The organism is Pseudomonas inefficax (assembly GCF_900277125.1).
In the GTDB taxonomy this organism is placed as follows: Bacteria; Pseudomonadota; Gammaproteobacteria; order Pseudomonadales; family Pseudomonadaceae; genus Aquipseudomonas; species Aquipseudomonas inefficax.
In genome coordinates, this window is the sequence record NZ_OPYN01000232.1 from 39,330 (window position 1) to 52,753 (window position 13,424).

The window sequence follows — 13,424 nt, forward strand, 5'->3', positions numbered from 1 at the left end:
GGATGAAGACTCGCGACCGTATCCTCGAATGTGCCCTGCAACTGTTCAACCAGCAGGGCGAACCGAACGTGTCCACCCTGGAAATTGCCAACGAACTGGGCATCAGCCCCGGCAACCTCTACTACCACTTCCACGGCAAGGAGCCGTTGGTGCTGGGGCTGTTCGAGCGCTTTGAAGAAGCGCTGATGCCCCTGCTCGACCCGCCGTTGGAGGTACGCCTGGATGCCGAGGATTACTGGCTGTTCCTGCACCTGATCGTCGAACGCATGGCGCAGTACCGTTTCCTGTTCCAGGACCTGTCGAACCTGACCGGGCGCCTGCCCAAACTGGCGCGCGGCATGCGCAGCCTGATCAACGCGCTCAAGCGCACGCTGGCGGCGTTGCTGGCCAGCCTCAAGGGCCAGGGGCTGATAGAGAGCGAGACCCAGGCGCTGGGGCAACTGGTGGAGCAGATCACTTTGACACTGATGTTCTCGCTGGATTATCAGCGGGTACTGGGGCGCGAGGGGGATGTGGGGATAGTGGTGTACCAGGTGATGATGCTGGTGGCGCCGCATCTGCAGGCCCAGGCGCGGGGGGCGACGGAGCAGTTGGCGGTGCGGTATCTGGAGGGGTAAGCCTGACAGGAATGTATTGCAGCAACCGACGCATTCGCGGGTGAACCCGCTCCCACAAGGTCTGTAGTGTCCCTGTGGGAGCGGGTTCACCCGCGAATAAGGCAACGCGGAATCAGATCAGGGTCCCGGTACCGGTCGGTGCCGACGGCGTGCTGCTGGCCGGGGCGGCAGTTGGTGCCGGGGCTGCAGTCGCAGCTGGCGCAGCGTTAGCAGCCGGGGCCGCCGCCTTGGCCGGGGCTTTCTTCACTGCAGGCTTTTTCGCCACGGCCGGCTTGGCCGCTGCCGGTTTCGCCGCGGGTTTGGCCGCCGCAGTCTTGGCTGCAGGTTTAGCCGCTGCGGTCTTGGCTGCTGCTGGCTTGGCTGCTGGCTTGGCTGCCGCGGTTTTCGCCGCAGGCTTGGCCGCTGCCGTCTTGGCCAGTGGCTTGGCCGCCGCCTTGCTCGCAGCCGGTTTGGCCGCAGCGCGCGACGAAATTGGCGTAACCGAAGCGCCGGTGAGCTTTTCGATCTGCTTGGTCAGGCTGTCCACCTGCTGGTGCAGGGCCTTGATCTCATTGCGGCTAGGCACACCAAGGCGCGAAATGGCGCTGTTCAGGCGCTTGTCGAAAGCCTCCTCGAGTTCGCTCCACTTGCCCAGTGCACGGTCCTTCACGCCCGACACACGCGAAGTGGTCGACGACTTGGCCGTTTCAGCAACATCTTCGGCGGTCTTCTTCGCCTGCTTCTCGGCCTTCTCGCCATCCTTCACCAGCGAGTCGAACAGCTTCGGGCCGTCCTGGTCGATCTTCGAATAGATACCAAGCCCTGCCAGCCAGATCTTGCGGGAGTACTTCTCGATCCCCCCGACCCAGGAGCTGCCTTCTTTCTCGGAATTCTTCTTGCCAGCCATCCTGCTCTCCTTATGGTTTGTGCGCGACGCGCTCGAGCAGCTCATGCAGCTGTTCAAGCTTGATGGACAACGCCTCAACGTCATGTTTAGACGGAATGCCGAGGCGATTCAAGGCGCGCCCTACCCGCGCGTCGAAAGCTTTTTCAATCTTGTCGAGTTGAATTTCTACCCGGCCTGGCACACGGCTGACAGCCTGGGTGGCTTCATCGATCTGGTTATTGGCTGCTTCCAGCTCCTGATCGATGCGCTTCTTGCCACGTTTCTCGACGCCTTCGCCAGCCTTGACCAGCTCATTGAAGTAGTCCGAGCCCTCCTGCCCCACGCGTGCGTACGCGCCAATCCCGGCCAGCCAGATCTTGCGTGCGTAGCCGCGCACCTCGCCCAGGGTGCCCGGGGCGTCGTCCTTTTTCTTCACGTTCACTTTGGCCATGCTGTGTACCTCATGCTCATGAGTGGGAACAACCGCCCATGAAGGTTGGGCTTGAGCATACGGTAGGCAGGAAAATTAGAATCCTCACCCTAAGGTGCCACCGGCTTTAACCATCTACCGCATGTGCAGGGCAACCCCACGCTAGCGTCACGTCACTCACCTGTTCGGAGCTGACGCCATGACTGACACCCCTGACGCAACCTGGGAAACCTTCAAACAAAAAGTCGCAGACTGTTTCGCTGGACGACCCACGGTACGGGACGTGCTGTCCCATGAAGGGTTCCAGGTTCTCGTCGATCATTACCCGTGGGTGCGCAACAACCATCCACAGCTCACCTCGCTCGATGATTTCGTCATCCTGCCCACTGCGGGTGGTGCCGACCCGCACCGCTCGCTGCTGGATAAATTGCTTGAGCATTTTCTGACGGGTAAACATCTGCAGCTGAGCCCTGGCGATCGGCCAAGCATCGCACCGCCGCAGCCGTTTCAGGTACAGGTTGAGGGGATGGGCGGCAGCAAAAAGCCTGCGATCGCCCTGGACCTGAGCAGACTCAACGAGGACCTGGACCACGTGCTGGGGGCCCTGCTGGAGAAGTTTCAGCAGGCGCAGGTCGGTTTCTGGAATGGCATCGATCAAACCAGCCAGGTCTGCCGCATGCGCTGGCTCGAGCACACGATCAAGGCCGCGCTGATCAGCAACATGCACGATCAGGGCCTGGACAACGATGAAAAGGCTGCCCTGTACGCTCTGCTCGCCGAGGCCCATGAAGACCTGGTCATCAGCGCAGTGAGCGTAAGCCTGAAAACAGCAGGCGGGACGCTGCCGGTAACACTGGCTGGCCTGCTGCTGAGCATGACGCACGGCTCGCGGCGCCTGCTTCTGCATTGCAAGCCTGATGGCAGGGTGCGCAGCTTCACCGACCTTGCAGCCTTCGCCAGCGCACTGCAGGACGAGTTGGCCCGGGGCTATCGCTTCGAGCGGCTGTCATGGGCGCACACCCCCGTGATTGGCAGTCCATTCGCCTTTCAGGCCAGGCAAATGCTCAATGCCATGCTTGAAGACATCGAGCGCTTGCGCCTCGGCTCGTTGACCTCGGTGAGTGACCTGCAGAACCAGTTGCACCGGCTGACCGACCCAAGTGCGCACTTTCTGAACCAGGCCTGTCGGGTGCACGACTCGCCTGCTGTCAGCCTGCCGGCCTGGCTGACCGACGCCGAGGGCAGCGACCGTTACGCCTATCATGCGGCGCTGCTCGACCTGGCCGCTCAGCAAGGGCAGTCCAAAGGTTCCACCTCACTCAGCGATGTCGACGACCTTCAGCGCTACGCCAGACGCCGCCTGCGCGAGCAACTGCAAAGCAGCTACCCGCAGGTGGCACAGCACGACCCTGACGAGGTCATGATCGAGGTTTCACAAAGCATCGTCGGCAACACGATACAAGGCGGGCAATCGCTGCCCCTGCGCAGGGTAAGCTTGACTGAGCTGGCGATCGCTCGCCTGCGCCTGGGCGCTGGCGAGGTAATGACTGGCGTGACGCTTCCCACTGGCGGCAAGCCCGGCGGCTGGCTGAGCATCGAGCAGATCAACGCGCTGATTCATAAAGTGGACATTGGTGGCCAGTACCCTCGCTATCTGGACACTACAGTGGCCGAACAACCACGCAGGGCCGAGCGGATCCGGCAATACGCTCGGGAATGGCGTAGCCACTTGCTGTTCAGCACCCTCAAGGCCAGCATCCAGCAACAGCTGAGCGAACCCGCGCGCGTTGCGCTGCTGGCTTGTTGCCAAGGTAACGGCGATGGCCAGCCACTGCGCATCGGCCCCTTGGCGTTTCTTTGCGCGCCAGGCGCTGCGACCACAGACATCGCCCATGGCATGTTCCTGATCAAGCTACCCGCCACGCACGGCTGGGTCCTGTACCGACCGTTCTATGCCAGCCAGGCCCTGCTGGAGTTCGCTGAGCTGGATCAGCTGATGACCGCAATCCGCACTGAAGGTGAATTGCAACAAAGTATCCTCGACTGGCTGCACGAAGACGTACGCGCGGTATATGCAAACGACGGCTTCACGCGCCCTCACCTCCATCCCAGGCTGGAGCAACTGGCACATTTGCTGGGTGGGGACAGCCTGGTGGCGGACGAACTCGTGCAGCTGCTTCGACAACCGGTCGATTGCGTTTTCACCCCTTGGCTCGCCGACCTGGACACGCACCTGTTCGACGCCAGGATCAAAGCCATGCGTCTGGCCGCATCCACCAGCAGCATGTCCAACGCGCAGGAAAAATGGCAGCTGGTGCAACAAGCGGCCTGGTCGTTGTTCAACACCCTGACCGTGTTCTGGCGCGGCCCCTTGGCCGTCCTGACCTGGCTGGTGCAAGCGCTGTCGGCCACCCGGGATGATATATCGGTGCTGGCCAACGGTAGCGATGACGCGCGGATCGTGGCGACAGTCGACCTGCTGACCAACCTGGCCATGCTTCTGGCTCACCGTGATGCGCCCCTCCCCGCCAGCGGCTTGCCGCCTGCGAAGTTGCGATTCGCCGAGCCCGTCGAGCCGGACGGGCCCATGACTGAGGTCGCAGACAAACCGCATGAGCGCACTTGGGAAACACTGACCACCGAGCAGAAGGCCGTGCCAATGCGGCTCTCCAGCTGGCACGACAACCAGCGTGTGGGCAACCTGACGCAGCCCGAGCGCCAGGCGCTGGTCAAGCTTCGGGCAACCTTGTCGCTGGAGGGTCATGCACCGTTGGTAGAGGGCCGCCTGCGCGGGTTGTATAAAATCGCCGACCGCCACTATGTGGCACTGCAAGGGGCGGCGTACGAAGTACAGGAGACATGGGGCGGCATACAGATCGTCGGCCCGGACCCGAGCAGCAGTGAATGGCAATCACGATGGCAGGGCGCACCCGACGGTTACCACATCGTAGGCCGTGAACGCAGCAGAGGCCCTTGGCTGACACGCTGGAACGGAGAATGGGCACTCAACCTGAAATTGGCAGGTGGCATGCCCAGGACCAGCAGGTCCATCAACGCCGACAACCAGCAGCGCTACACACAACTGCGCGACGCTGCAAAGCGCAATGGCGACGCGCTGAACAAGCTGCGCCCTCTCATGGAGCGCAACAGCCAGCGCCTTGCCGATTATGACGAGCTCGCCGCAGCCTACAGCCGCGCGTCGCAAGCGTTGCCCGCGCATGAGCGCGCCAATCCACCAGAAGCACTGAATGCGCAGAAACAACAGCTGCTGGCCCTGCGTCGGCTGCATGCCGCCGAGCTCAAGGCCTCTGCGCTGTTCCTGGAGAAAAAGGGCGAGATACTGGAAGCGAACGTCAACACCTTCAGGGAGCTGAATGAACCGCGCTTTCTCAGGCTCGACGCCACCGGGACCAACGCCAGCAGATTCAGCAACTGGTTCGGGGCGGCCATCGAAAGCGACATGCTGTTATGCCGACGTCTGCTGGAACAAGTCGATCATGAACTGCTGGTGGAGCAGGGCAAGCGCATGGTGCGGCTGCCGCAGACCGACGAGCAGATTCAGAGTTATCTCAGCTACCGTGACAGCGTTCGCGACTCGCTGCAGGCCAGCCGCCGTCTGCTGGTGGTCAGCCAACGCCTGGATCGGGCCATACCTGAAGCGCTGGAAAACAGCAAAATCGACTTCGCCGACAAGGCCACCAGGATTGAAAACGCTATCAAACGGCGCACCTATTCAACGCTGGTGGTGCGCGCGCAATTAATCGGCGACCTGGCCTACCTGACACTGGACAAGACCAAGCTAACCGCCGAAGCAGCCGACAATCTGCTGCCGTTACGGGAGGTGCTCAGCAACAATGAACTGAGCCGTACGATCTGGAGCCATGACGGCCTCGCCACGGCCGACGGCTCTGCCGAAGACAAGGCCGACGTGCTGGAGGATGTGCTACGCCGGTATCGCGCGATACTCGACAAGGCCCACTACATGAGGTCGCTCAGCGACCCGGCCCTGGACGAGGCCATCCTCGATGAATATATCCAGGAAATGCAAGCGCTGGTACACACGACCGAAGCCCAGCTGGCCACGGCGTTGGCCAGCCTCGACAAAGGCATCGCCACGCCGCCGCAGCGCACAATCCAGCACCCGATGCCGGCCAGGCGCACGGTGATCCGCGTTGCACGCGGGCGCCCGGCGCTGGTGGAAGCGCAAGGCGACCGCGCGTTTCAACGCAACCCGCTGAACCAGCAACCCGCTGGCAACTACGAGCGACACGGCAATGAGTGGCATGAGCAAGTCGCCCAGCCGCGCGCCGCAGAGCCCGACCTGGGCCAGCTGCGCACGGAGGCCAGGCACCTGCTGGCAAAAATTGACGAAAAACTCGACTTTGCAGCCCGCTACGCAGACCAGCCCAATAGCCTGGCTGATTTCCTGGACTGGCCTATCGATGACATGAGCGCGCTGGCGCGACAACTGGAGCGGACCGACGACAATCTGGTCGACCAGCTGCGCCAGGCCATCGCCAGAGTCAGCGAGCGCAAGCAGCAGCTGCTCACCAATGCCTACCTGAACACCCGCCACCCAGACGCCACCGCCTTGCGCTACCTGGCAGGGCAGCAGCGCGTCTCGATCAGGCCAGGCATAGTGCGCAAGGCGCTGCGCCACGCCAACGACTACCTCGACACCTACCTGATCAGCGACGTCCAAGCGCCGCAAACGGTACTGTGGGAGGCCCACTTTCATTACCGTTCTGCGGATGCCCAGCCCCATGATTTCGTCAAAGGCCACCTGAAATTCCGCGAGCCCCGCGCTGTCGGCCGGGACGCCGAACTGGAGCTGGCCAGCAACCCGCGGGAGCGCATAGCGATTTACCGTGGCGACCTGCGCCTGGCACAGATTGCCGATCTCATCCCGTTTCCGCCCGCGTTACCGTAGCAGACCGCGCGCGCTGGGCCTCAGGCCAGGGCCTTGTCCAGTGCGCGCTCGATTTCGCCCTTGATGGTACCGCTCATCATCGACAGCATCATGCCCAGCTTCAGCTCCACGCGGATGCTGTCCTCACCGATGTGAACGCTGCCGTTGGCGCCGCTGCGCGCCACGTCGACCCGGTCACCGTTCCAGGTGGCCTTGAGGTCGTATTCGCGGGTCAGCCTGTCGACCAGCGCTTCGGCCTTGGCACGGGCGGCATCGCGGCCGAGGGAATGTTTGCGTTCGACGCTGATCTGAGTCATGCAGGTGTTCCTGAAGATGAAGACATAATGGGCATTATGCCCGCCCCTGCCCACTGGCACACCCCGCCAAGACAAATCCGCCCGTTCGCCCTAGAATGGCGGTAATTTTTTCCGGTGAAGCGATATGAACGACCAGCGCAAAGGCGACCACGCCGAACCCACCACCCATTTCGGTTACCAGGATGTCCCTGAAAGCCAGAAGGCGAAGAAAGTCGCCGAGGTGTTCCACTCGGTAGCGGCCAAGTACGACCTGATGAACGACGTGCTTTCCGGCGGCATGCACCGCCTGTGGAAGCGCTTCACCATCGAGCTGTCGGGCGTACGCGCCGGCAACCGTGTACTGGACATCGCCGGCGGTACCGGCGACCTGGCCGCCAAGTTCTCGCGGCTGGTCGGCCCGACCGGCCAGGTAGTGCTAGCCGACATCAACGAATCGATGCTCAAGGTCGGCCGTGACCGCCTGCTCGACCGTGGCGTGGCCGGCAACATCGAGTTCGTCCAGGCCGACGCCGAAAAGCTGCCATTCCCCGACAACCACTTCGACTGCGTGACCATTGCCTTCGGCCTGCGCAACGTTACCCACAAGGACGAAGCCATCCGCTCGATGCTGCGCGTGCTCAAGCCGGGCGGTCGCCTACTGGTGCTGGAGTTCTCCAAGCCGACCAACAAGCTCATGTCCAAGGCCTACGACGCCTACTCGTTCGCCTTCATGCCGCTGGCCGGCAAGCTGATCACCAACGACTCGGAGAGCTACCGTTACCTCGCTGAGTCGATCCGCATGCACCCGGATCAGGAAACGTTGAAGGCCATGATGGTCGAGGCCGGTTTCGACCGCGTCACCTACCACAACATGACCAGCGGCATCGTCGCCGTGCACCGGGGAATCAAACCCTGATGCTGCTGGCCGGGCTGCTCGCCAGCGTCGAACATGGCCTGAACCGCGTCCTGCGCATGGACAGCACGGCCCTGCCGCGGCTGGCCGCGCTGGAAGGCAAGGTCATCGAGATCGACTGCCGCCAACCGGCCCTGCAGGTGTTCATCCTGCCCGATGAAGAGGGCCTGATGCTCGCCGCCCACTGGCAAGGCGAGGTCGACTGCAGCCTGCGCGCCCCGGCCGGCAGCCTGGCACAACTGGCCGTGGCCAGGGACAAGACTGCCGTGCTGCACAGCCCGCAAGTCGAACTGCATGGCGACAGTGCCGTGCTGCTCGACCTGTTCGGTGTGCTGCAGGACCTGGAGCTGGACTGGGAGCACGAGCTGCAACGCTGGCTCGGCCCGGTCGCCACCGCGCTGCTGGCCGGCCACATTCGCCTGCGCGCACGCTGGACCCGCCAGGGCTTGGCGCGCTTCAGCCAGAACCTTTCCGAGTACCTGGCCGAAGAGTCCCGCACCCTGGTCGGCAAGCGCGAAGCCGAAGCCGCCTTCAGCGAGCTCGATGCCCTGAAGCTCGATACAGAACGCCTCGAGGCGCGCCTCAAGCGCCTCTCCCGATCCCTTGATATCAGCGATAACGCATGAAGCTGCTCGCCGTCCGCCGTCTCTTTCGCATCCAGCGTGTAGTCATTCGTTACCGGCTGGATGACCTGCTGTTCGACTACCCGCTGCCCTGGTGGCTGATGAGCCTGCGCCTGCTGATGCCGTGGCGTTGGCTCCCGCGCAAGCCGTCCGAGCTCAGCCGTGGCGCGCGCCTGCGCCTGGCACTGCAGGACCTTGGGCCGATTTTCATCAAGTTCGGTCAGCTGCTGTCTACCCGCCGCGACCTGCTGCCAACCGACATCGCCGATGAGCTGATGTTGCTGCAGGACCGCGTGCCGCCGTTCGACCCGCAAAAGGCCGTGGCGCTGATCGAAGAGCAGCTCGGCGCCCCGGTCAGCCAGGTGTTCAGCCGCTTCGACGTCGAGCCACTGGCCTCCGCCTCGGTGGCTCAGGTTCACGCTGCCCGCCTGAAAAGCGGCGAAGAGGTGGTGGTCAAGGTAGTCCGGCCAGGCCTCAAGCCGGTGATCGCCGCTGATATTGCCTGGCTGTTCCTGATCGCCAAAGGCGCCGAGCGTGTCTCTGCCGATGCTCGCCGCCTGCACCCGGTGGAAATCGTCGGCGATTACGAAAAAACCATCTACGACGAACTCGACCTGTTGCGCGAAGCGGCGAACGCCAGCCAGCTACGGCGCAATTTCGAAGATTCCGAGCTGATGTATGTGCCACAGGTGTACTGGGACTGGTGCCGGCCGAAAGTACTGGTGATGGAGCGCATCTATGGTGTGCCGGTGACCGACATGGCCACGCTCGCCGATCAGCGCACCGACATGAAGATGCTGGCCGAACGCGGCGTGGAAGTATTCTTCACCCAGGTGTTCCGCGACAGCTTCTTCCACGCCGACATGCACCCCGGCAACATCTTCGTCAGCACGGTACGCCCCTGGAGCCCGCAGTACATCGCCATCGACTGCGGCATCGTCGGCAGCCTGACGGACGAGGACCAGGATTACCTGGCGCGTAACCTGATCGCCTTCTTCAAGCGAGACTACCGCCGCGTCGCGCAACTGCACATCGACTCGGGCTGGGTACCGGTGCACACCAAGGTCAATGAATTCGAAGCAGCGATCCGTACCGTCTGTGAGCCGATCTTCGAAAAACCGTTAAAAGATATTTCCTTCGGCCAGGTGCTGATGCGTCTGTTCCAGACGGCACGGCGTTTCAACATGGAAGTCCAGCCGCAGCTGGTCCTGCTGCAGAAAACCCTGCTCAACATCGAAGGCCTGGGCCGTCAGTTGTACCCCGACCTGGATCTGTGGAGCACCGCCAAACCGTTCCTCGAACGCTGGATGCGTGACCGCATGAGCCCGAAAGCCGTGCTTGGCAACATCCACAGCCAGGTCGAGCAGCTGCCGCACCTGGCCGACATGGCCCGCGACGTCCTCGAGCGCCTGTCACAACCGCATCTGCACGACCCGCAACTGCCTGAACGCCGTCGCCAGGGCGACCGCTGGGCGCTGCGCCTGCTGGGTGCCGGCCTGTTGGGCGGTGGTGCGGTACTGGCTGCTGGTGCCGCCGAGGCCGCGAGCCTGGCCGCCCCTGCCGCCTGGCCGGCCTGGCTGATGCTGGCCGCCGGCCTTTACCTGATCGTGCGCCAATAGCCAGCCGCGCCCATGGCTGGCACACTAGCGCAAAGGGCCCGGCACAGGAGCGGGCCCGCTTTGGAGTCGACGATGAAAGACTGGCTGGACGAGATCAAGTGGAACAGCGAAGGCCTGGTACCGGCGATCGCCCAGGACCACAAGACCGGACGCGTGCTGATGATGGCCTGGATGAACCGCGAATCGCTGGCCCTGACCGCCGCCGAGCAACGCGCCATCTACTGGTCACGTTCGCGTGGCAAGCTGTGGCGCAAGGGCGAGGAATCCGGGCATGTGCAGAAGCTGCATGAAATGCGCCTGGACTGCGATGCCGACGTGATCATCCTGATGGTCGAGCAACTGGGCCATATCGCCTGCCATACCGGCCGTGAAAGCTGCTTCTACCGCGTCTTCGAAGACGGCCAGTGGAAAACCGTCGACCCGGTCCTGAAAGACCCGGATGCCATCTACAGCGCAGGACACTGACATGAGCGACACCCTCAACCGCCTGGCCGAAGTGCTTGAAGAACGCAAGCAAGCGGCCCCCGACAGCTCCTACGTTGCCAGCCTGTACCACAAGGGCCTGAACAAGATCCTCGAAAAGCTTGGCGAAGAGTCGGTCGAGACGATCATTGCCGCCAAGGACGCTGCGGTCAGCAAGGATTACAGCGATGTCATCTACGAAACCGCCGACCTGTGGTTTCATAGCCTGGTAATGCTCAGTGCGCTGGGCCAGCATCCGCAAGCCGTGCTCGATGAGCTGGAACGTCGCTTCGGTTTGTCCGGGCATGATGAGAAGGCCGCACGCCAGCCGTCGGCCTGATGTATTTTCCCCCTGTGGGAGCGGGTTCACCCGCGAAGAATGCAACGCGGTGGCACCGGCTTCGCCGGTGTTCGCGGGTAAACCCGCTCCCACAGGGACCGCGCTGCCGAAAAAATTCGCTGTACCTGTAAATTTCAGGAGTACGAAATGGGTATCTTTGACTGGAAACACTGGATCGTCCTGCTGGTCGTCGTGGTCCTGGTGTTCGGCACCAAGAAGCTGAAGAACTTCGGCAGCGACCTGGGCGAGTCGATCAAAGGCTTCCGCAAGGCCATGAGCGACGAAGAGAACAAGCCGGCCGAGCAGACTCCGCCGCCTGCCCAACCCGTTCCACCGGTGCAGAACACTGCCCAGCAGAACCAGGGCCACACCATCGAGGGGCAGGCCCAGCCGGTCCAAGAGCCGCAGCGGAAAGACTGACCCATGTTCGGCATCAGTTTCAGCGAGCTGCTGCTCGTCGGCCTGGTCGCCCTGCTGGTGCTCGGCCCCGAGCGCCTGCCCGGTGCCGCGCGCACGGCAGGCCTGTGGATCGGCCGGCTCAAGCGCAGTTTCAACAGCATCAAGATGGAAGTGGAGCGCGAGATCGGCGCCGACGAAATCCGCCGCCAGCTGCACAACGAGCACATCCTGCAGATGGAAGAGGAAGCCAAGCGCATCCTCAACCCGATGACGCCACCGGCGCAGCCGCCTGTCACCACCGCCACCGTGCAGCCGCCCGCCGGGCTCGAAGCCAGGCCGGTCGAGACCGCTGCCACCCCGGCCACGCCTTCTGAACCGCCTCAACCGCCGCGAGCCCCATGAGCGAAAATCCGGAACATGACCAGCCTATGCCGCTGGTTTCGCACCTGACTGAACTGCGCACCCGCCTGCTGCGCTGCGTTGCCGTCATTTTCCTGATCTTTGCCGGGCTGTTCTCCTTCGCCCAGCAGATCTACACCCTGGTCTCCGCACCGCTGCGCGAGCACTTGCCGGCCAACGCCACGATGATCGCCACCGATGTGGCATCACCGTTCCTCACGCCGTTCAAGCTGACCATGATCGTCTCGCTGTTCCTGGCGATCCCGTTCATCCTGCAGCAGATCTGGGGTTTCATCGCACCCGGGCTGTACCGTCACGAAAAGCGCATCGCCATTCCGCTACTGGTGTCGAGCATCTTCCTGTTCTACGCCGGCATGGCCTTTGCCTACTTCCTGGTGTTCCCGCTGATCTTCGGCTTCTTCGCCAGCGCCACGCCGGAAGGCGTGTCGATGATGACCGACATCGCCAGCTACCTCGACTTCGTGATGACGCTGTTCTTCGCCTTTGGCGTGGCCTTCGAAATCCCGGTGGCGGTGGTGCTGCTGGTATGGATCGGCGTGGTCGATGTGAAGTACCTCAAGAAGATTCGCCCCTACGTGATCATCGGCTGCTTCGTGGTCGGCATGGTCCTTACCCCACCGGACATCTTCTCCCAGACCCTGCTGGCCGTACCCATGTGGCTGCTGTTCGAGATCGGCGTGCTGTGCGGCAGCCTGATCCGCAAACGCAGCGAAGCCGACGATAACGCCGCCAACGACCACAACGACCAGCCACCAGCGACCCAACCGTGAACTTGTTGCTCCTTGAAGAGGCCGACTTCGTCTCGGCCGACCGCGTCGTTCTCGCAGACCGGCGTTTCACCCACATGCAGGACATCCACCGTGTGGCGGTGGGCGACAATTTGCGCGTGGGCCGTATCAACGGCCTGATGGGCAAGGCCACGGTGCTGCGCCTGGAAAAGCACGAAGCCGAACTGGAAGTCACCTTTGACCAGCAGCCACCGGCCAAACTGCCGCTGACCCTGGTGCTCGCCGTACCTCGGCCGAAAATGCTGCGCCGGCTGTTCCAGACCGTGGCCACCCTCGGCGTGCCGCGGCTGATCTTGCTGAACAGCTACAAGGTCGAGAAAAGCTTCTGGCAAACACCCTTCCTGCAACCGGAAAGCATTCGCGAAAACCTCATCCTTGGCTTGGAACAAGCGCGCGACACCGTGCTGCCCGAAGTAATCATCGAGAAGCGCTTCAAGCCGTTCGTCGAAGACCGCCTGCCGGCCATCGCCGCAGGCACCCTGGGCCTGGTCGGCCACCCCGGCCCCTACCCCGCCTGCCCGCGCGCCGTGGAGCAGCCCGTGACCCTGGCCATCGGCCCGGAGGGCGGCTGGATCCCCTACGAGGTGGACTTGCTGGGCAAGGCAGGCCTGGCTCCGGTCCAGCTGGGCGACCGCATCCTGCGGGTCGAGACCGCGGTGACAGCGCTGCTCTCGCGGATTTTCTGACACGCAAGTCAGCTTTTACCCATAAAGTTTCCCTTCCCCAGGCCGATTGTCTTGGCA

14 protein-coding genes are annotated in these 13,424 nt (G+C 63.0%); 11 read left to right on the forward strand and 3 right to left on the reverse strand.

The window, feature by feature from the left end; genetic code table 11:
• The first annotated feature begins 2 nt into the window (after positions 1-2).
• Positions 3-617 carry a TetR/AcrR family transcriptional regulator gene (locus tag JV551A3_RS29020; protein WP_112249540.1) on the forward strand — a complete coding sequence of 205 codons (615 nt, stop codon included), beginning with the start codon at positions 3-5 and terminating at the stop codon, positions 615-617.
• Between the two features lie 112 nt (positions 618-729).
• Here JV551A3_RS29020 and JV551A3_RS29025 read toward each other — a convergent pair whose 3' ends face one another.
• Both JV551A3_RS29025 and JV551A3_RS29030 read right to left on the reverse strand, forming a co-directional pair.
• Positions 730-1,503 (reverse strand): phasin family protein, encoded by a 774-nt coding sequence (locus JV551A3_RS29025; protein WP_133975928.1) that lies wholly within the window; start codon positions 1,501-1,503, stop codon positions 730-732.
• A 10-nt stretch (positions 1,504-1,513) separates the two neighbouring features.
• Positions 1,514-1,933, reverse strand: a complete 420-nt coding sequence (locus JV551A3_RS29030; RefSeq protein WP_112249544.1) for a phasin family protein — start codon at positions 1,931-1,933, stop codon at positions 1,514-1,516.
• Between the two features lie 178 nt (positions 1,934-2,111).
• Between JV551A3_RS29030 and JV551A3_RS29035 the strand changes: the two genes are divergently transcribed.
• On the forward strand, positions 2,112-6,842 hold the full coding sequence (locus JV551A3_RS29035) for a DUF6543 domain-containing protein (protein WP_235874651.1): 4,731 nt from the start codon (positions 2,112-2,114) through the stop codon (positions 6,840-6,842).
• Between the two features lie 20 nt (positions 6,843-6,862).
• On the opposite strand, the gene JV551A3_RS29040 is transcribed toward JV551A3_RS29035, so the two are convergent.
• Positions 6,863-7,138: a polyhydroxyalkanoic acid system family protein gene (locus JV551A3_RS29040; RefSeq protein ID WP_112249546.1), complete on the reverse strand. Its 276-nt coding sequence runs from the start codon at positions 7,136-7,138 to the stop codon at positions 6,863-6,865.
• Positions 7,139-7,262: 124 nt separating this feature from the next.
• Here JV551A3_RS29040 and ubiE point away from each other — a divergent pair, with 124 nt between their 5' ends.
• From ubiE to JV551A3_RS29085, 9 genes are all read left to right on the forward strand, one after another.
• Complete coding sequence (ubiE, locus tag JV551A3_RS29045; protein ID WP_013974541.1) at positions 7,263-8,033, forward strand: bifunctional demethylmenaquinone methyltransferase/2-methoxy-6-polyprenyl-1,4-benzoquinol methylase UbiE; 771 nt, start codon at positions 7,263-7,265, stop codon at positions 8,031-8,033.
• Positions 8,033-8,656: a ubiquinone biosynthesis accessory factor UbiJ gene (locus JV551A3_RS29050; protein ID WP_112249548.1), complete on the forward strand. Its 624-nt coding sequence runs from the start codon at positions 8,033-8,035 to the stop codon at positions 8,654-8,656. Before ubiE ends, JV551A3_RS29050 begins: the two co-directional genes overlap by 1 nt.
• The gene (ubiB, locus tag JV551A3_RS29055) at positions 8,653-10,272 is read left to right on the forward strand and encodes a ubiquinone biosynthesis regulatory protein kinase UbiB (protein ID WP_133975930.1); all 1,620 of its coding nucleotides are present in this window, start codon (positions 8,653-8,655) and stop codon (positions 10,270-10,272) included. Before JV551A3_RS29050 ends, ubiB begins: the two co-directional genes overlap by 4 nt.
• Positions 10,273-10,344: 72 nt before the next feature.
• The gene (gene hisI / locus JV551A3_RS29060; protein ID WP_013974544.1) at positions 10,345-10,737 is read left to right on the forward strand and encodes a phosphoribosyl-AMP cyclohydrolase; all 393 of its coding nucleotides are present in this window, start codon (positions 10,345-10,347) and stop codon (positions 10,735-10,737) included.
• A gap of 1 nt (position 10,738) precedes the next feature.
• A complete protein-coding gene (locus tag JV551A3_RS29065; protein WP_013974545.1) occupies positions 10,739-11,074 on the forward strand; it encodes a phosphoribosyl-ATP diphosphatase in 336 nt (111 codons plus the stop codon).
• Positions 11,075-11,221: 147 nt separating this feature from the next.
• Complete coding sequence (locus tag JV551A3_RS29070; protein WP_003259853.1) at positions 11,222-11,494, forward strand: twin-arginine translocase TatA/TatE family subunit; 273 nt, start codon at positions 11,222-11,224, stop codon at positions 11,492-11,494.
• Positions 11,495-11,497: 3 nt separating this feature from the next.
• Positions 11,498-11,875 (forward strand): Sec-independent protein translocase protein TatB, encoded by a 378-nt coding sequence (gene tatB / locus JV551A3_RS29075; RefSeq protein ID WP_025340918.1) that lies wholly within the window; start codon positions 11,498-11,500, stop codon positions 11,873-11,875.
• On the forward strand, positions 11,872-12,663 hold the full coding sequence (gene tatC, locus JV551A3_RS29080; RefSeq protein WP_133975932.1) for a twin-arginine translocase subunit TatC: 792 nt from the start codon (positions 11,872-11,874) through the stop codon (positions 12,661-12,663). The genes tatB and tatC overlap by 4 nt, the downstream gene beginning before the upstream one ends.
• On the forward strand, positions 12,660-13,367 hold the full coding sequence (locus JV551A3_RS29085) for a 16S rRNA (uracil(1498)-N(3))-methyltransferase (RefSeq protein WP_133975934.1): 708 nt from the start codon (positions 12,660-12,662) through the stop codon (positions 13,365-13,367). Before tatC ends, JV551A3_RS29085 begins: the two co-directional genes overlap by 4 nt.
• The last annotated feature ends 57 nt before the right edge of the window (positions 13,368-13,424 follow it).

What these genes read in the sequence shown, in the direction of transcription:
- JV551A3_RS29020 (WP_112249540.1), top strand. Translation starts at nt 3, where the DNA reads ATGAAGACTCGCGACCGTATCCTCGAATGTGCCCTGCAACTGTTCAAC.
- JV551A3_RS29025 (WP_133975928.1), bottom strand. Translation starts at nt 1,503, where the DNA reads ATGGCTGGCAAGAAGAATTCCGAGAAAGAAGGCAGCTCCTGGGTCGGG.
- JV551A3_RS29030 (WP_112249544.1), bottom strand. Translation starts at nt 1,933, where the DNA reads ATGGCCAAAGTGAACGTGAAGAAAAAGGACGACGCCCCGGGCACCCTG.
- JV551A3_RS29035 (WP_235874651.1), top strand. Translation starts at nt 2,112, where the DNA reads ATGACTGACACCCCTGACGCAACCTGGGAAACCTTCAAACAAAAAGTC.
- JV551A3_RS29040 (WP_112249546.1), bottom strand. Translation starts at nt 7,138, where the DNA reads ATGACTCAGATCAGCGTCGAACGCAAACATTCCCTCGGCCGCGATGCC.
- ubiE (WP_013974541.1), top strand. Translation starts at nt 7,263, where the DNA reads ATGAACGACCAGCGCAAAGGCGACCACGCCGAACCCACCACCCATTTC.
- JV551A3_RS29050 (WP_112249548.1), top strand. Translation starts at nt 8,033, where the DNA reads ATGCTGCTGGCCGGGCTGCTCGCCAGCGTCGAACATGGCCTGAACCGC.
- ubiB (WP_133975930.1), top strand. Translation starts at nt 8,653, where the DNA reads ATGAAGCTGCTCGCCGTCCGCCGTCTCTTTCGCATCCAGCGTGTAGTC.
- hisI (WP_013974544.1), top strand. Translation starts at nt 10,345, where the DNA reads ATGAAAGACTGGCTGGACGAGATCAAGTGGAACAGCGAAGGCCTGGTA.
- JV551A3_RS29065 (WP_013974545.1), top strand. Translation starts at nt 10,739, where the DNA reads ATGAGCGACACCCTCAACCGCCTGGCCGAAGTGCTTGAAGAACGCAAG.
- JV551A3_RS29070 (WP_003259853.1), top strand. Translation starts at nt 11,222, where the DNA reads ATGGGTATCTTTGACTGGAAACACTGGATCGTCCTGCTGGTCGTCGTG.
- tatB (WP_025340918.1), top strand. Translation starts at nt 11,498, where the DNA reads ATGTTCGGCATCAGTTTCAGCGAGCTGCTGCTCGTCGGCCTGGTCGCC.
- tatC (WP_133975932.1), top strand. Translation starts at nt 11,872, where the DNA reads ATGAGCGAAAATCCGGAACATGACCAGCCTATGCCGCTGGTTTCGCAC.